General features: G+C 43.5%; 15 protein-coding genes. 7 read left to right on the forward strand and 8 right to left on the reverse strand.

Annotated features, from left to right (window positions below; translation table 11 throughout):
- Nucleotides 1-21: 21 nt before the first annotated feature.
- Nucleotides 22-732, reverse strand: coding sequence for a DUF4386 domain-containing protein (locus P0078_RS21485; protein WP_282931927.1), 711 nt, complete (start codon nucleotides 730-732; stop codon nucleotides 22-24).
- A gap of 892 nt (nucleotides 733-1,624) precedes the next feature.
- Nucleotides 1,625-1,795: a carbon storage regulator CsrA gene (csrA, locus tag P0078_RS21490; protein ID WP_282931928.1), complete on the reverse strand. Its 171-nt coding sequence runs from the start codon at nucleotides 1,793-1,795 to the stop codon at nucleotides 1,625-1,627.
- Between the two features lie 724 nt (nucleotides 1,796-2,519).
- Here csrA and ltrA point away from each other — a divergent pair.
- A complete protein-coding gene (ltrA, locus tag P0078_RS21495) occupies nucleotides 2,520-3,818 on the forward strand; it encodes a group II intron reverse transcriptase/maturase (RefSeq protein WP_282931929.1) in 1,299 nt (432 codons plus the stop codon).
- 499 nt (nucleotides 3,819-4,317) lie between these two features.
- Here the strand turns inward: ltrA and P0078_RS21500 are convergent, their stop codons facing one another.
- On the reverse strand, nucleotides 4,318-5,496 hold the full coding sequence (locus P0078_RS21500; RefSeq protein WP_282934661.1) for a LysR family transcriptional regulator: 1,179 nt from the start codon (nucleotides 5,494-5,496) through the stop codon (nucleotides 4,318-4,320).
- A 179-nt stretch (nucleotides 5,497-5,675) separates the two neighbouring features.
- On the opposite strand from P0078_RS21500, the gene P0078_RS21505 reads away from it, so the two are divergent.
- The 6 genes from P0078_RS21505 to P0078_RS21530 all read left to right on the forward strand — a co-directional run bounded on the left by P0078_RS21505 (nucleotide 5,676) and on the right by P0078_RS21530 (nucleotide 11,303).
- Nucleotides 5,676-6,758, forward strand: coding sequence for an NAD(P)/FAD-dependent oxidoreductase (locus P0078_RS21505; RefSeq protein WP_282931930.1), 1,083 nt, complete (start codon nucleotides 5,676-5,678; stop codon nucleotides 6,756-6,758).
- Between the two features lie 452 nt (nucleotides 6,759-7,210).
- Nucleotides 7,211-7,588 (forward strand): MerR family transcriptional regulator, encoded by a 378-nt coding sequence (locus P0078_RS21510; RefSeq protein ID WP_282931931.1) that lies wholly within the window; start codon nucleotides 7,211-7,213, stop codon nucleotides 7,586-7,588.
- Nucleotides 7,589-7,624: 36 nt separating this feature from the next.
- Entirely contained in the window at nucleotides 7,625-8,197 is a 573-nt protein-coding gene (locus tag P0078_RS21515) for an NAD(P)H-dependent oxidoreductase (protein ID WP_282931932.1), read from the forward strand.
- A gap of 299 nt (nucleotides 8,198-8,496) precedes the next feature.
- On the forward strand, nucleotides 8,497-9,345 hold the full coding sequence (locus tag P0078_RS21520; RefSeq protein WP_282931933.1) for a TolB-like translocation protein: 849 nt from the start codon (nucleotides 8,497-8,499) through the stop codon (nucleotides 9,343-9,345).
- A gap of 1,042 nt (nucleotides 9,346-10,387) precedes the next feature.
- A complete protein-coding gene (locus tag P0078_RS21525) occupies nucleotides 10,388-10,825 on the forward strand; it encodes a hypothetical protein (RefSeq protein ID WP_282931934.1) in 438 nt (145 codons plus the stop codon).
- Between the two features lie 76 nt (nucleotides 10,826-10,901).
- Complete coding sequence (locus tag P0078_RS21530) at nucleotides 10,902-11,303, forward strand: GFA family protein (RefSeq protein WP_282931935.1); 402 nt, start codon at nucleotides 10,902-10,904, stop codon at nucleotides 11,301-11,303.
- 303 nt (nucleotides 11,304-11,606) lie between these two features.
- Here the strand turns inward: P0078_RS21530 and P0078_RS21535 are convergent, their stop codons facing one another.
- From P0078_RS21535 to P0078_RS21555, 5 genes are all read right to left on the reverse strand, one after another.
- Nucleotides 11,607-12,905, reverse strand: a complete 1,299-nt coding sequence (locus tag P0078_RS21535; protein WP_282931936.1) for a HupE/UreJ family protein — start codon at nucleotides 12,903-12,905, stop codon at nucleotides 11,607-11,609.
- A gap of 27 nt (nucleotides 12,906-12,932) precedes the next feature.
- Nucleotides 12,933-14,717 (reverse strand): hypothetical protein, encoded by a 1,785-nt coding sequence (locus P0078_RS21540; RefSeq protein ID WP_282931937.1) that lies wholly within the window; start codon nucleotides 14,715-14,717, stop codon nucleotides 12,933-12,935.
- 57 nt (nucleotides 14,718-14,774) lie between these two features.
- Nucleotides 14,775-15,260, reverse strand: a complete 486-nt coding sequence (locus P0078_RS21545; RefSeq protein ID WP_282931938.1) for a hypothetical protein — start codon at nucleotides 15,258-15,260, stop codon at nucleotides 14,775-14,777.
- Between the two features lie 151 nt (nucleotides 15,261-15,411).
- Nucleotides 15,412-16,023 (reverse strand): TPM domain-containing protein, encoded by a 612-nt coding sequence (locus P0078_RS21550; RefSeq protein ID WP_282931939.1) that lies wholly within the window; start codon nucleotides 16,021-16,023, stop codon nucleotides 15,412-15,414.
- Entirely contained in the window at nucleotides 16,023-16,769 is a 747-nt protein-coding gene (locus P0078_RS21555; protein WP_282931940.1) for a TPM domain-containing protein, read from the reverse strand. Before P0078_RS21555 ends, P0078_RS21550 begins: the two co-directional genes overlap by 1 nt.
- Nucleotides 16,770-16,851: the final 82 nt, after the last annotated feature.

Raw genomic sequence — 16,851 nt, forward strand, 5'->3', positions numbered from 1 at the left:
AAATGCACCTACATCTAAACTCTAGCGTAACATCTGAGCCGATAACACACCGTCACTTTTATTAGGCTTGGCGCTGATGCCTTTGATTAATAGCCAAAGACCAAATGTAATTTCAAAAAAAGCACCCGGCATCATAAAATATCCCAAGATTTGTGGCGGATCGAGTAGTAAAATATTTGAAAAGCCATAAATGATCATTGACATATATGTGAAAATACCCCAAAGAACCAACCACCTAGGCACGTAATTTGAAACGTAAAATAAATACATGAAAATAGTCGCGCCGATACCCATTATAATTAAAAGGACATCCCACATCGAACCACTCATTTTCACAAAAATGCTTGCCAATGTATGCAACTGTGCATCTTGGAATACATTCGAGTACTCTGGATTCTTTAGAACCACTATAACGGTCAATGTAATAACTGTTGCGACAAAGCCAAGAAGCCCTTCTCCAAATCGGAAAAGCAGTGCCAAAAAAGCTAGATTTTTGTTTATTGTTTTTGTTACTAAGTACTGTGCCCACGATGCCCAAATGACAGCTATAAACATGACAATATCTATAGTCTGAGTAAGCCTAAACTTTACCTCTACCTCATCAAACACCCCATAGGCGTAAATCCCTTTCTTGAAAAGTAGCGAATTGAACATTCCAAGGATTATGTAAATCAAGTATGCCGCGCCTAAGTGCTTCGCATATAATTTAAGTGATGATTGAGTACTCTCCATTAATAATTGCCTTTTTAGCTTCAGATGTCTCTAACATGCCTAACATTTATATAGTAATCATTCTGATCACTATTATCCTGATTACTATCTCGGAATCAATCTAGTTGGAGAGAGATAAATTTTCATTTTAAATCAGAAGGTTATACGAATTTGGGCTAATCTTACAAAATGGAAAAACGATCATCATGACTACTATCAAGCAATATCAGAAAGCTCTTAACTTGTTGAATTATATACTATTTCAGAGTTATTTATCGTTAGTAAGAAAATAACGGTCATGATGATCGAAAATCTGACGAGCTAGCGCTTGCTAACTTTATTTGGACCTCGTGTAAGATAGGTTGAAACGGCAAAAACATACAGAAAGTGGGCTATAAACAGAGTGGAATCCTAGGAACAGTTACTCTGAATAGCTGACGATTGAGTAGTAGAAGTCTTGTGGGAAAAATCAGCTCTATTTTTGTTTGAAGTAGTAATTTATGTGGTGGTTATCTGCTTAAAAGATCAAAGTATTAAGGCGGCTAAGGAGAGGTTCTGGCTCTCCTTAGCCGAGTTTAGGGCGTGAAGCAGCTAAAAGATAGGGCTGTGTGCAGTATTGCTGCTTGACACTGATTATTGAGAGCTGGTTGAGCGGCTAGCTTCTATAGTGGCGATGTGAGTACATTATTGAACTTAGGTGAAAGCTATTTTTGAGTGTTAGTGATTTTACTATACGCAGGATGAGGATCTCGATAGATCTTGCTGGCTTTGAAAGCCTGTCAATTCAATCAAGCATGGGATTTGAAATACTGTACACAAAGCCGCTGCTTCAGCTCTTCCCGTTGTAGGGTTTACGAGCTATAGACTCATTAAGTAGTACAAAAGCAAACTTGTGATCAGTAGCTATTATTTATTACCGCTTGTTCTTTTTAATACGAAGATAGACCTCCTCACGGTGCACGGATATTGACTTTGGGGCGTCTATGCCGATGCTTATCTGGTTTCCCTTAACTTCCAATATTGTGATTGAGATCTTTGCCCCAATTCTGAGGTTTTCACCAACTCGGCGGTTTAAAATTAACATATTTCGTTCCTGCTGATTTGCAAAATAGAAGATGGCCTTCCGTAGTGGGAAGACTCAAGAAGTAATGTGTGGGATTTGAAAGAGGTGGGGCGCGAGAACGATAGGCATAGAAGAAGAAAAGGCGGGCGCAACGCTCCCAGAGCTTGAGGACACTCTCCAAGCTGCTGAATCTACTCCACTTTATTGAAGACGAGCGGGTATCTAGCGTATGATGCATATAGCCAGTGCGTCCTGAGTATTTTTTTTTTTTTTATAAATAAAAAAAAATACGTGCTATCCAGGAGATGGAGGTCGGCCCTCCGTTATCGCTTTGCAGGAAGTGATAACAAACCCCCTCAAGGTGATCGGAGTAAAGAGCTTTGGTTAGAAGCGCTTGAGGAAAAGGCGTACGAGATACGTCAGGTATGTTGTGTAGAGACGAATGCAAATGAACCACTGATGAGGTGTCGAAAGCGTATTACCAAGATGATGTCAAAACCCGTGCACTGGCTAAGTGCGGGGATAAGCTTGGAGGTTACCTGTTTACCGACCGAGTGGCATCCGGCATAGAGGTGGCGTGAACACACAACAGGCTTTTGGGTGGAACAGGAGAACCTGTCGTCCAGGTGTTAAGGAAGAGCGTCAAGTAGAGGCCCTGCAAGACGTTGAGTACCAAGACTGGTCACAGGGGCGGAACAACCCGTAGTAGTGGAGAAGCGGCTGTAATGGACGTGGAGCGAAGGGGTTGTCGTATTCGGCGACTAACCGTGTAATCAACCCAGATGGGGAGGAATTAACGATTAGCGCAAAGCCATTCAATATTCCCAAGCGAGCGGTTTGGGAAGCGTGGAAGCAGATCAAGGCCAATGGCGGCGGAGCGGGGATTGATGAGATAACGATAGAGCAATATGAATCGAATCTCGCCAAAAACCTGTACAAGCTATGGAATCGGATGTCATCTGGCAGCTATTTTCCATCAGCCGTCAAACGAGTGGATATTCCGAAACTCGATGGCAGCCTGCGACCACTGGGTATCCCCACAATCGAAGATCGCATTGCACAAATGGTGGCTAAGCAACTGCTGGAGCCAGAATTGGAGAAGGTATTTCACCCTGACTCCTACGGCTATCGGCCAGGCAAATCTGCTATAGACGCAGTGCGCCGAGCTCGACAACGATGCTGGGATAGAATCTGGGTAGTTGATTTAGATATCAAGGGTTTCTTTGACAATATTAATCACGAACTCCTGCTGAAGGCATTAGATAAACATAATAATCATCAGTGGGTCAGGCTCTATGTACAGCGCTGGTTAACGGCTCCAGTACAACATCGGGACGGACAGCTTGAAGAGCGAACACAAGGTACTCCACAAGGGGGTGTAATCAGCCCTCTACTGGCAAACTTGTTTTTGCACTACGCGCTGGACGCCTGGATGGTGAGAACGCACAGAGATATTCCTTTTGAGCGTTACGCGGATGATGCTGTTTACCATTGTCGTAATCCTCGAGAGGCGGATCGCTTACTGGCGGCTCTAAAAGCACGCTTGACTACCTGCGGGCTTGAGGCTCATCCAGAGAAAACGCGCAAGGTCTATTGCAAGAACAGTAATCGTAAAGACTCCCACCCAGTGATCCACTTTGACTTTCTGGGCTTTCGATTTGGTCCCAGAAAAGCAAGGAATCGCCAAGGACAGATCTTCACCGCATTTAGTCCTTCAATGAGCCCTAAGGCCTTCAAGAGGATTAAGGATAAGGTCAGGCAATGGCGAGTAATAAACTGGGTGGATCGATCACTATCTGAAATGGCAAAAGTACTTAATCCCGCAATACAGGGTTGGCTGAACTACTATGGTCACTTTGGGCGGAGATATGGTGTTTATCGACTTCAGAAGTATCTTGACCAAACGCTGATGCGTTGGGCCAGGAAGAAGTTTAAGCATCTGAAGCGAAGCTGTTTCAAAAGTTGGGCCTTTATTGGAAAAGTTCGTCAACAAATGCGCGGCTTGTTTGCACACTGGAGAATGGGAAGATTGAAAATGTGCTGAATACGAAGAGCCGTATGAATTGAGAGGTTCACGTACGGTTCTGTGAGAGGTCGAAGGGGAAGTTCCTTTGGTCTACTCGACTTTTGATAGTGTCTGTATCAATTTGGTTAGCTGACCCAGGGTGTTGGTAGCACCTTGGGTCAGCGCCTTTTACTTATTCTTATATCTCGCTACCGTTCTCCTCTTGAAGGAATAGATCGTTTAGGAAATTCTGGTACTTCTCTTTAGGAGAGAGCCGAATCAAGCCCAACTAAAAATAACAAAATACTAATAGAGATCTATCGATTTTACGCATCTTTGATATGGAAACAAACTTAATTGTTTCTAACAGGATAATTTAAGCGCCTTTTATTTACCTATGCGCTAGTGTGATGAAGCTCAATCAAAGAGTTTCTCTCGTAAAATACAAACACCTGGTAGGCCAGCTTCAAACTCTTAGAATCTATGTATTAAACATAAAAAATCTGAAAAATTTTGGTAGAAATATCGTAAGTGTTTTCTAATGAAAACCCTGAAGGTTTAGGAATAATTGCCAAAGGTAACTTGCTACGGGGCCCATTGGATTAGAAGCTTGTCTTGCCACGCGTACTTCCAGTTCTTGCGGTTTTGGGATCCCTTCCACTGCAATGGGAGATAATAAGCCCTGTTCAAGCTCCGCTTCTATCATATGTTCTGGTAGCGTACCCCAACCCATACCTTGAAGAATAATTTCTTTTTTAGTTGGAAAATCGTTGACTCTCCATTGATCGCCCCCTTCAAGCACCCCGTAGGTTTTAGTGGATGACTTCCTACCACTGATGATCACCTGGGGATGGCGTAGCATAATCTGCCTTGGGACTTCCTCGTATTGGGTAAGTAGGGGAGAGTCGCCAGCGATCACAGAAATGAATTTCATATTCATTAGATGAATGGATTCAAGCTGGTCGTAAGTTTCAGTCCACGGAATAATAGCTATGGAAACCTGGCCTCCCTTTAATAAGTCCAGTGGCCCGAGGCCATTTTCGGAATAGACCTCCAAGTGTGTTTTTGGGTACTCAATTTTGCACTGACGGATTGCGCTGAGTATTGGGCCGACCGGTATGGCGGAAGTAAACGCAATACCTACTTCCAGTTCTTCTCCTGCGACCAGCTGTTTAGCTAAGCTCTCAAACGAGTGGGCTTCAGCTAGTACATGTTTGGATTGTTCATACAGGGCTTTGCCGTCAGCTGTGAGTGTGCTCCTGTATTGGTCCTGATCAAATAGTTGTAGATTGAGGTCTGCCTCTAATTTCTTGATGGCGGCGCTTATAGTGGGCTGTGTTCGGTGAAGTGTCTGGGCAGCAGCTTTTAGCGAGCCCCCTTCAACTATCGCCTTAAAATATCGTAATTGTTCCAAAGTCATAGTGGCGTGAGTTAAGAGAAAATATAGGTAAGTTTCTGATGCAGCATATTTGAGGATCTCAAACTGAAAATAGCCATTAACTGGCTTTCTTTTATGAAGCATCTTTTCTGTTGTGCTGACAACATGAGTAATCTGCACTCGATACCATTTGCCAGTGCTTGCAAACTGGACAGCATCAACACCGCTGATCATTTTGAATGAGTAGCTTTTTACGTAAACCAGCTCTTTGTTTTTCTTCTGCCAGCAGAAGCTGGGAGTCTGCGTGCACCTTTTTACTTCATACCTGCGCGGTATCATCACCCGATATCAATTGAACCAACACGTTAGGTAAAAGCTAACAAGAGGTTAGGTTATAGTCAATATCATTAGCTTAAGTCTAGCTTTATCCTTATCTCCCTATCAAGAAGTGACCTATTCGTGAGGCATTGCGAGCGGTCGCGCTTTATCCAAACAGTTGAACGATATTGAGGTGAGTTATGATCAAACGGACAGACGTGTTAATCGTTGGTGGAGGCTTTGCTGGTGTTTCTGTGGCCCAAAAGTTAGCTAAGCAGGGTATGCAGGTGGTATTGGTTGACCGAAAGGACCATTTTGAAGTGACCTTTGCCACATTACGTAATGCGATAGCGCCTAGCTTACTGACTGCTAATCCACGTAAATATTATCGTGACTTTATTCAGAGCGATTTTGTTCAAGCAGATGTGGTTTCCATGGATGACCGGATAGCAAAGTCATCGAATGGATTAGAGATCCACTTTAAGCAGGCAGTTATCGCGACAGGCAGTCGCTACCCAACCTTGCCGATAGCTAAATCCACATCAGCTTATACGATTTCCGAGCGTGAGCAAGAAATGCGGAATGAGCAAAAAATACTGGCGAAATCTCAGTCAGTTTTGATTGTAGGAGGCGGTACCGTTGGCGTGGAGCTGGCCGGGGAAATTAGCAGCGCTTTTCCCAATAAAACCGTGACGTTAGTCCATTCTAAAGATGTACTACTTGGCCATCTTAAGCCTAAAGCTCAGAACAAGGCGCTAGAACAGCTTACGGCTAAAGGCGTTAGCGTACATCTCAATACCCGGTTAGTTAAAGAAGGTGCAATTTACCGCTCTATGAATACTCAAGAAACTTTCAAGGCAGACTTGATTTATGAATGTGTAGGTATGTCGCCAAATACCGGGTTTCTAAAAACAGAATTACCCGGTGTGTTAGATAAGATGGGATTAATTAAAGTGGACGAATATATGCGGGTTAGGGGCTATTCTAATCTTTATGCGATAGGTGATTGCTCTACTCTGGATGAAAATAAGCACGGCTATTTAGCAAACGTTCAAGGAGGTATCTTAGCGAGCGTTATCATTAATCAAGCCAAAGGTAAAAAGGTTAAGCCTTATAAAACACCTAGTTATGCCATTGTTACGCCGACCGGCACAGAGACAGGCGTAGCTCAAATGCCCTTTGGTGTTTTTACTTCAAAGCTATTTGTTAACCTGAAACAAAAAGACATGGGGATAGGCCATATGCTTAAAGCGAGCGGTACAACTCCAGACTTACTTAGCTAGAACTTTTTGGTATACAGTAGAGCACCTCTAATTAAAATCTACCAGTCTCTAAGATCCTCTGAATAGACATTCTCACTGGCCATTGAAAAATCAAGTAAGAGATAGTCCAGATACTTGCCATACCTGCCAGATGCGTATGAGGCGGCATAGGGGTGTTACAGCCATTAGTAGTAGTTTATTTACATAGTTAGGTTCCCCGTCTGGATTGATTAAAGCAAATAAGAGGGCCTTTTCTTCTTAATTTGCGGTATTGCGTATTTACGTTCTTCAACGTAATGTTTGTGCCGAAAGCATGAGAATGTAAGAAGTGAGCCCCGGCTCTAATGGGTTTCTACTAGGTACCAGTAAGAGCTGGCGGAGGTCCCAAACTCATGGAAGGCTCCTTTTGTGTGATGAATATTTTTCATAGGCTGTAATCTCAATGGGAAATTGAGCATAGGTAGGAGGTCTGTATGTTTATAGGAGAGGTGTCAAGAAGGACGAATCTCACTGTAAAAGCGATAAGATTTTATGAGGAAAAAGGCCTTATTGCCGTTCCTAAAAGGCAGGGCAGATATAGAGTCTATACGGCAGAAGATGTTGAAATTCTTACTTTGATCTCAGAAGCCAAAGTACTTGGGGTGACTTTGGCTGAGTTGAAGGATGTTATTCGGTACCATAATGGAGAGGTTGATTGGGCTCGAATCAGAGTTTTCCTGAAGAAAGTAAAAAGAAAAATTGAGGCTGAATTGAAATCACTTTCTAATAAAGCTGAAAAGGTTGATCAATGTATTGCGTCTATAGATTCCTGTCATAAAAGCCTTGACTCTCCCCTTAAGGGGAGACGGTAGACTTTTCATCATGTCTTTAAGCAATAGTATGAAGCGATGAAAAATATCCTACTTTTAAATGGCAATCCAAAGAAGAACAGTTTTGTTAAGCAGTTGAGCGATGTCTATGAGTCTGAAGCAAAGAAACAGGCAAATGTTCGGCGATATAACCTGTCGGAAATGGACTTCAATTCGAATTTAGAGTTTGGGTATGATGATTATCAAGTATTGGAGGATTGTCTATCTGAATTTCAAGAGGCTCTTAAATGGGCACAGCATATTGTTGTGATGTCGCCTATTTGGTGGGGCGGATTGCCAGGAAAGCTCAAAGGCTTGATTGATCGATCTTTTCTTCCCGGAATTACCTTTAAATTTGAGAGTGGTAGTGCAGAGCCCATAAAGCTTCTTAAAGGCAAAACATCAAGAATGATTTTGACAATGGATGCGCCTACGGAATATTTAGAAGAACAAGCAAAGCCAGTATTAGAGCAGCTTGATCGATTTACTCTTCAATACTGTGGTTTTTCAAAAGCAGAGGTTAATTTATTTGGTTCAATGATTTTGTCTGATAAGAATCAACAGGGCTCCTGGTTGAAAGTTGTTAAGGAACTTGGTGCTAACTGTATATAACCTAGAACAAATCAATCTATGTTAATTACGACTTCCTATTCCGATAATTCTCTCTGCAATTGGGGGCCCGGTGTGGATTGGCAATACGAAATGAGCCGTAAGGTCAGTATATATGGAGGACAAAAGGGAGCTGTGGATCTTCGCTGTAGAACCGCTTTTGTGCATATTTCATACAAATAGTTGGCTGATCACGCCACTTATCACAAGAATCAGGCAAAATTCATATGGACGTCAGGTGTTGTAAAGCCTGAATAGATACATTGGTTGCTTATTACTTCATATTTAAGCAAGGATATGTCATGAGGCACCTTTATATTTCAATGGCTCTACTCTCACTCCTAACTCTGAGTGTTAACAGTTATAGTCAGGATACACCGACAGCTCTTGAAGGGCCCTATCTTGGACAGAAACCTCCTGGGTTAACACCAAAGTTGTTTGCTCCTAATCCCTCGAAAGAGTATCGGGATTGGGGTGGCTACTTCACGCCTGATATGCAGGAGTACTACGTTACAAGAAGATATCACCAAAGTGGCGAGTCTTCGAAAGTTGTATTCAAGCTTGAGGGTAATCGTTGGTATGAATCGGAAGTGGCCTGGGGTGGTTATATCTCACCTGATGGTCAAACAATGTATTCTAGAAATCGATATAGAGAGCGCACAGATAATGGTTGGTCAGAACCTAAAAGCCTGGGGCCACTATTTGAAGACTTTCGTATCATGCGCCTTACGGCTTCTGCAAAAGGAACCTTTGTATTTGATGAAGTAGGTTCAAATGGAGATGGTATTCTTCGATATTCGCATCTGCTAGATGGTAAGCGTGAAGCGCCAAAACCTTTTGGAGAGCAGATAAATACAGGCAAGTGGACTGCTCATCCGTTTATTGCCCCTGATGAGTCCTACATTATCTGGGATAGTGAAAGAGAGGGTGGATATGGTGATAGCGATATGTACATCAGTTTTCGTCAACAAGATGGCTCATGGGGTGCGGCTATTAACTTCGGTGATAAGATCAATTCAGAAGGGGAAGATGGTGGTGGATATGTAACACCCGATGGGAAATATCTTTTCTACTGCCGCCGTTGTACCCCGCCGAATTTTGAAATAATGTGGGTAGATGCGGAGTTTATTGAGGCCCTTAGGCCTAAATAAAATTTACACTAAGCTACGCCTAGTTCTCTGTATCTATCATCATGTTGCTAAATTTAAATTCTTTAATGATATTTCCGGTCTTCACGATACATGAAGCCCCGGTTGATCCCGCAGCAACCTGTTAAGTTGTATAGAATCCTTTCACCAAGTGAGAAGGTGAGCACCACACCAAGTATGTGAGCGTTCACCTTTATGTGTTAGCCTCTATTAGCCACAAACTACCGAAAACTTGAAACAATGTTGATAGAAATCAGGTTAGATTAAGGTTTGTGCAACTAGAATACGCAATAAATATACACGTCACAAAATACCTGTTCTTTCTGATAGCCATTTCTCTATTTGGAACCGAAGTTCAGCCTGAGATATTTGTTGTAGAACATGTAGCTAATGCCGGAGTTAAAATTAGTCCGGGAGATCGTTCAGTGTTAGTAGATTGGGGCCCCATGGTCGGTTAAAATTTATCAATGATAGAGATTGTCTTGTATTACTTGAGTTGATTTAAAATGTATGAATGGATTCCTTAAGTATTTTAGTCGTGTTCTCCTTACAGTTTCAGGTTGCCTATTTATTTTAGGTTTAGTTTCTGTGTTTTATGTGGAGGTCAATCCTGTATACGTCAATACAAAGGAGATTACACTATATCAAAATGGGTATACTGATCCGGTCGGAAGGTTTGGTTCTTATGCGAAGAATAATGGAGGGAATACAAACTTTGTTTTATTTAGATACAAATATACGGTAGGTAAATCGTCATATAGTGGAGCCTGGATGAAAATAGGCTCTCCCTCAACGATAGGGCGAATGCGAACTGTATATTATAATCCAGTCCTGCCAATGTTCTCAGTTCTTGAAAAGGGAATCTCCTTGTTTTGGGTAATCTTTCTTGGAATGTTGGGGTATGGACTTCTGGAAGTTCGCAATTGGCTATATCGATAAACACAACTTGTAAGGTTAATTCTGCAGGAAGTAATTATTTACTCTTGCTTGATTTTATACTTTTGGATATGGCATAACTTTTATAAAAATAAACTGTGAAATTATTATGAAAACTATCCTTTTTGTGTGCTGCTTTATGATCTGCTTAGGTATCAATGCAGCTGAAGTTGAAAACTGTACAAATTCTGAAATTAGCAATGAATATTTTGGGGATTTTTCAAATATTCAATTCCATGAGGAGTCTAATTTAAAAAATGTTGCTCAAGAAAACCTTATTCAATACGCTAAAGAAATTACAAAAGTTGCAAATTGGGACTATAAGCTAAGTGGCCCAGATGAGCATTACTTACCAATTTTAATTGACTATCTTAAAAATCCAGCAGGTTTGGGTCATGAAATAGAGTGTATGTGGTTGTTGTATGAGGAGGGAGATGTACTCCGACGTTTCACTGATGATCAAAGTAATGTATCTAGGAGTGGCTATGCCTTATTTAAAAAGGACGAGTTATCAGCTTATTTCTACAGCCAAATTATATTGCTTTAGCAGTGTAGAAATTATAAAAGGTGATATAGATATCTCAGTTTTCGAGACTTTATATTAATAATAAAGGAGTGTCTTTTTGACTAAAGGTGAATGCAATTGTGGAGAGATAGCTTATGAGATACAAGAATCCCTCACAGATTTATATATGTGCCACTGTTCAATCTGCCGTCGTTCCACAGGGAGTGGCGCTATTACTGTAGCTATTGTGCCTACCGAGAAGTTTAATTGGGTTAAAGGTAAGGAGAACCTTAAGTATTGGTCTAAGCCCGGACATGATTGGCATACAAATTTTTGCGCTACTTGCGGTTCGACTCTGCCCGGAGAGAATGATTCTTTAAATACTTACATTCCTGCAGGAAGCTTGGTGGATGGTAACGAAAATCTAAAAGTGGTTCATCATTTATGGGTTGACTCAAAGGCCTCTTGGGAAGTAATAGGTGACGCCGGGAAGCAGCATCCCAAGGGGTTTGGACCTTAAATTATTTAACCTCCTGATTTATTGCGCTTTGTATTTTTACTCACTATTACGTGTGTAGTGACAGGGAGGTTAATTTTGGAGTGAGTTTTGTCTCTGGAACTTGGGAATACAAATCAGTTTTAGGTGTATTACTACTGGAGTGGAAGGAAAGAATACACCGCACTCGAGACACGCTGTGAATACATCCCTGTAAGCTCCTAATCGGCATCCATACCTCATAGGGTCCCGAGCGCAGTGTATTATTTCCTTCTCCATTTTTAGTATCTCGGCTGTAATAGCCAGAGGGATAACTCATTCTTCTCTTCAGAAAATTGCCGAAACAAGCTCGTATCCTCTATCTAATGTCCAAATAAAAGCAATTGCGCTACAGAGTCCAGCAACAGAATAGCGTATCCGGATTTCCCATTCCTTTCTCCACAGCCTGGCCAAATAGGCAAGGGGCCATATGGCAAGAATTATGAGTACTTGCCCGGCTTCTATTCCCAGGTTGAAGGCCAAGAGGCTTTGCCAGATATTCGGGGAGTCAACTTGGAGTATTTCATGTAATACAAAAGAAAAACCCAGGCCATGGAGCAGGCCGAGCATGCAGGTGCCGATAAAAATTGTACTTTCGCTGCCTGTGATCTTAGTGTCTTCCCGGTGTAGTGATATCCAGGCCATATAGATTATGGATAGGGCGATACCGGTTTCTACCATAGGTACGAACCAGCTGACTGTGGGAACAAAGCCAAAGAATCCGGCTGAGAGGGTGATACTGTGACCAATGGTAAAGCCGGTAGCGCGCCACAAGAGTAGCGGTAGGCTGAGTGCACCGAGGCTTAGGCAGAGTACAAATAACACGTGGTCCAACCCCTTCAGGATATGGGCGATGCCCTCCGCCAGAAAAGTCTTCATAGCGTCTATAGTGGAGTGGGTAATCAATAGTGGCTCTTGCATAAGACCACGTGAGCGAAAGACCTGGGTCTTACCTGGGTTGTAATCCAGTACCAGGTTGGCGGTGTCTTCCTGGTTGGGGAGGCCGGGGTTAAGAGAGCTGGATAGTTGGTATTCTCCAAGGGGAGCTTCCAGAGGGTAGAAGATCTGAATATCAACCAAGGTGTCACCCACATACAACCTTTGATTGGTATCTTCAGGTAAGTATTGCTGCAAAAATGCCTGCTGTGCCTCCTCCAGCGTTGCAAAATCCGGTTCATTTCCTATCCGATACAGGCGCACGGCTTTTACATCGCCTTTTATCTGCTTGTCAGTATTGCGGAGAAAAGTGGCGCTCTCTGCAATATTACCGAGCCCTAGAGGTGCTAGCTCCAGCTGCTGAAAATCCACATAATGCACCAAATCACCTTGATTCAAGGAGTTTTTGGTATAGGGCGCGGGTTGTGAGAGTTTGCCAGTATAGGGGTCGCGCCCCAGTCCTGTTTTATCTGCCAGTAAATAGGGCATAGGCACTCTCATATATAGGTTGGCACCACTGGCTGTGTGCTCTATATGGAAAATCCGTACATTGAGGTTGAGAAGGAAATGCGCTTGTGCTTGCCCGCTGATGCTGGATATGAGGAGATATAGAACAATCATCGCGGGCAACTTGAGTGTGCTATTTTTCATGGCTCTAGCTATTTCTCTATTTTATTCTTACCGTACGGATAGGGGAGTAAATCCAGCGATTTTCCAGTGGTTATCAGACTGGATAATTGCGATATTGGCCCGGGTCTCTTGCGGTCTTTGTTCAAAGTGTCCCCAGCTTCGGTCCTCTACTACCGCCTGCCAACTTGTAATCAACCGGAATCCTTTGTTGCCATTCAGGTTAATTTGGCTGGAGTACTCGACTTTAAGATTTGAAATAGCACTGATTGATCCCAAGCCACCACTCGTTGTTTGGGGGCGATAAATTTGTGCCAGATTTGAATAGGTACTTTCGAATCCTTCCTTGGTAATCAGGTTTTTTAGCTTTAATTCCAGATTGATCGGTAGAGGCTCTTTAAATGCGGCTGCAACTTTTAACAGTAGCTGTTCTGTTACTTGGCCCAAGTCTCGTTTTTTAGCGGTTCCTGGGAGGTTTACCCGGTATTCTTCTGGAAGATTGAGGTACAAAGCGCCAGCTGAGATTATTATGGCGGTATAGAGAATAGTTGAACCCTTACGGCCTATAAGTGAGTGTTTGGTGGATAGCGTCAATACAATTATCGTAATAATAAGAAATGAAAATAGGATAGCCATAGGGACCGCTAGGCTAGGGGTTTCTATTACAAGTGGATCGCTATTTGGAGGTCGGTAATCGTATAGGTAGTTGTGCCACTGAATATCAGGAAATGAGGGAATTACATGGGTGGGGAATGCGCCTGTGGGGTCCTGAATAATGGTGGGAACGGAGTTGATTGTATCGGTGAATAGATTCCAGTCTACGGTAACACTCTGGGGCAGTGCATCGATGGAAAATTTTTCCCGGTAGCCAATCATCACTGAGCCCATTTCAATAGTGTCATTCTCTGAAATCTGTGAGTACCCGCTATTATTTGCGCGAAGAAAAACAGTCTCAATGCTGTTCGGCTGTGAGGGTGCTTGATCAATAGAAGTTGGATTTTTATTATTTAGATAGCTGCGTACTGTGTGGTGCAGGAAGGCTTTACTTTCTGGTGTTAATGGTTGCCAGGCATCGAAAGGCTGATTAGTCCACTCCAGTAAGTCCTTGGTGCGCACGAGTATCTCATGGCGTATCTGGCGGGGCTCTACGTAGAGGAAAGACATTAGTGGGTAGCGGTTATGCCGACTAATATTGGTGTTCTTAAAATGTGTATTCCATGGGTCTTTCCAGTCGATAATGAGTGGTTCAGGTTGGGATAGGTAGTGAAAGCCGCTGATAGGTGTTTGCCCGTGGCGACTGGTAAAGCCAATTGTCACGGATGCCAGCTTATCACTACCGATGGGTGGTTTTAGTTGCAGGTCTGAAAGTCCACCGATTGGATATTTCAGCTGAGTTAAAAGAATCTTTTTATCTGCCGGGAAATCCGGCATTTTTATGCCGGTGCGGGGATCGGTTTGCCCAGCAAAAGGGGAAATTCTAGGTTTTCTCTGGGCTACTCGAATTGAGATGAGTTTGTGCTTAATGCTCTTATTTCCAGAGAGTACTTGAAAATCGAAAGATTGCTGGGTTTTTGCTGATTGTGCCAGTCGATAAATGTCTGCTGTATCTTCAATTCCTGGCCAAAATAGTTTGGCATCGTTTGCTGATATCTCGAATCTAATGTTTAGGATATTTTTTTGTATATCGATCTCCGCGATGTTGTTGGCGGTCTCAGCGCCACTTAAACTGATGAAATCAGCCTTGCTGGTTGTTGATAATGCACTGCTGAATAATATCAGGACCAGGCTGATTAGTATTTTTTTGAATGATAAATAAAATTTCGTTTTGGGAGTCATGTGTTGCTTGAGCAGAGTTGATCAGTTGCACATTATTCGTTTTTGAAGGGGGTTAATTTAGTCTGGTACTTCAAGATCAGTACCGAAGGCTATATTGACTTCCCCATAGATTTTCCCAGTCAGCTTTGTATAAATTACTTTTCCGCCATAAATAGTAGGTACGAATACAACCTCAGTAGGGGCAGCTGGTAACTTTTCGGACCCCGGCTTGGTACTGCTGGGGTCCCAGGTCGGAAATTTCACTTGCCAGTTACTGATGGCCCATTCCACTCTGAGGGCGTCGAGATCGCCAATGTGGTTGCTCCGCAAATGCTCGACATGAAAAGTTAATTTATCACTGTTGCTCAATGCTGGCGGGAAGCGGGTCGTGGTTTGCTTTGGGTGAGGGGAGGCTATACGAGTGCCGGGCAAGTAAGCGTCCCCGATTGCCGAAGTCGTATTTTTCTTTTGTAGTTCTTGAGACCAGAGAGCGTCACTGAATCCGGATGCCAGTAACAGAAGAGTAATACTGAAAAGCTGCGATAGGGTTTTAGTCGGAATCATCTTCTTGTATAGAGTTTACTTATGGGTTTTATGTCTTTAGGCAGCTTAGTTGATGATTCAAGTCACAATAGGAGAGTAGATTGGTATGGCGTGGAGTTTCGTTTTGAAACTTGAGTAAGTTGGTGTTGCCAGTTTTGGGGGATACGGGGATTTAATTGATGACGACTAGATGATTCGGTAGTTCATCTTTAATGGTGCTGGTGGGTATCGCTTCGTGAAGTAGATCTCCGCATTGCTCAATACAAACCAGTAATGCCTCTCCTGCTTTTCCCCGCTTCATTTGTTGCACAAAATTTTCCACTACTCTCTGCCAGTTGTCATTGGTGATGTATTGAGCAATGCCTCTGTCGGCCAGTATTTCTACATAGTGTTCGGCTTCTGAAACAAATATCAGTAGCCCGAGTCGATCCTTGGTTGCGTGTAAATCCTGCTCCAGAAATTGCCTGCGAGCTAAGTTTGAAGCTCGCCAGAATTTTATTTTCTTTGGTACCAAGCGCATGGTGATGGGGCGCCAGCGGAATATTACTGCCAGGACAATAAATACAATCCACTGAAGCGTCACCGCCTGTTGAAGGTTGATCCAGAACGGCAGAAATTCGATCAGAGGGGATACTAACAGTGTTAGGAATGCGGCCCATAAGGTAGAGATATAAAGGTAGTTGTCCGCTTCCTTGGCGACCACAGCCATGACTTCAGCGTCGGTGCGGGACTCTACTTCCTTGATTGCCTCTGCTACCTGGCGTTGATAAGTATTGGTGAGCATTACCATCCTCCCGATGCGCCCCCTCCGCCAAAACCTCCGCCGCCCCCGCTAAACCCGCCCCCAGAGCTGCCGCCGGATAGACCTCCGCCAAATCCACCTCCACCATAGTAGCCGCCGTAGCGCCCCCGCTTAAAAATGCGGCTCTGTGCAGGTGAACCCAGTGCGGCACTGCCGAAGAGGTGTAGCATGACCAGCAGAAGGAACAGGCCGACCAGTACAGCAATTCGGCGTCCCTCTTTGGTTTCTACGGGTTCAGCGACATATTCATTTTTCGTCGCGGCGATAATTGATCGAACCCCTGCATTGATTCCGCCGCTAAAATCGCCATTACGAAACTCTGGCAGTACTTTGGTTTGGATAATATTTGCCGCCAGTGCATCGGTTAGGGCTCCTTCCAGGCCGTAGCCTACTTCGATACGGACCTTTCTATCATTGGGCGCAATTAGGAAAAGCACTCCATTGTCTTTGTCTTTTTTTCCTAGCTTCCACTTGCGTGCCAGTTGGTTGGCATACTCCTCTATAGTGATGCCCTGAAGCTCGGGGATGGTGGCGACAACCAGCTGATTGTCACTGTCGCGCTCATACTGCTGTATCAACTCAGTAAGTTGGTATCTCTCATCGGCCTTTAACAACTCTCCCTGATCTACTACCCGGCCGGACAGCGCTGGAAACTGTACATCGGCCCAGGCTGTTAAGGCACAGACCAGAGCGATCAGGGTGGTTATGGTAAGACTGGGGCGGTTCATTTTGGGGTCGATGGCGCCTGTCTATTGGAAGTTGAGGAGCCTCTAAATAACTCCGTAATGCCTCTGCGGGTCTTGAAGGCTG

It is taken from the genome of Microbulbifer sp. VAAF005 (assembly GCF_030012985.1).
GTDB lineage: Bacteria > Pseudomonadota > Gammaproteobacteria > Pseudomonadales > Cellvibrionaceae > Microbulbifer.

Excerpts from the sequence above, each read along its gene's own strand:
- P0078_RS21540 (WP_282931937.1), bottom strand. The coding sequence starts at position 14,717 with ATGACTCCCAAAACGAAATTTTATTTATCATTCAAAAAAATACTAATC.
- P0078_RS21515 (WP_282931932.1), top strand. The coding sequence starts at position 7,625 with ATGAAAAATATCCTACTTTTAAATGGCAATCCAAAGAAGAACAGTTTT.
- P0078_RS21545 (WP_282931938.1), bottom strand. The coding sequence starts at position 15,260 with ATGATTCCGACTAAAACCCTATCGCAGCTTTTCAGTATTACTCTTCTG.
- P0078_RS21555 (WP_282931940.1), bottom strand. The coding sequence starts at position 16,769 with ATGAACCGCCCCAGTCTTACCATAACCACCCTGATCGCTCTGGTCTGT.
- P0078_RS21505 (WP_282931930.1), top strand. The coding sequence starts at position 5,676 with ATGATCAAACGGACAGACGTGTTAATCGTTGGTGGAGGCTTTGCTGGT.
- P0078_RS21525 (WP_282931934.1), top strand. The coding sequence starts at position 10,388 with ATGAAAACTATCCTTTTTGTGTGCTGCTTTATGATCTGCTTAGGTATC.
- P0078_RS21535 (WP_282931936.1), bottom strand. The coding sequence starts at position 12,905 with ATGAAAAATAGCACACTCAAGTTGCCCGCGATGATTGTTCTATATCTC.
- csrA (WP_282931928.1), bottom strand. The coding sequence starts at position 1,795 with ATGTTAATTTTAAACCGCCGAGTTGGTGAAAACCTCAGAATTGGGGCA.
- P0078_RS21500 (WP_282934661.1), bottom strand. The coding sequence starts at position 5,496 with ATGATACCGCGCAGGTATGAAGTAAAAAGGTGCACGCAGACTCCCAGC.
- P0078_RS21510 (WP_282931931.1), top strand. The coding sequence starts at position 7,211 with ATGTTTATAGGAGAGGTGTCAAGAAGGACGAATCTCACTGTAAAAGCG.
- P0078_RS21550 (WP_282931939.1), bottom strand. The coding sequence starts at position 16,023 with ATGCTCACCAATACTTATCAACGCCAGGTAGCAGAGGCAATCAAGGAA.
- P0078_RS21520 (WP_282931933.1), top strand. The coding sequence starts at position 8,497 with ATGAGGCACCTTTATATTTCAATGGCTCTACTCTCACTCCTAACTCTG.
- P0078_RS21485 (WP_282931927.1), bottom strand. The coding sequence starts at position 732 with ATGGAGAGTACTCAATCATCACTTAAATTATATGCGAAGCACTTAGGC.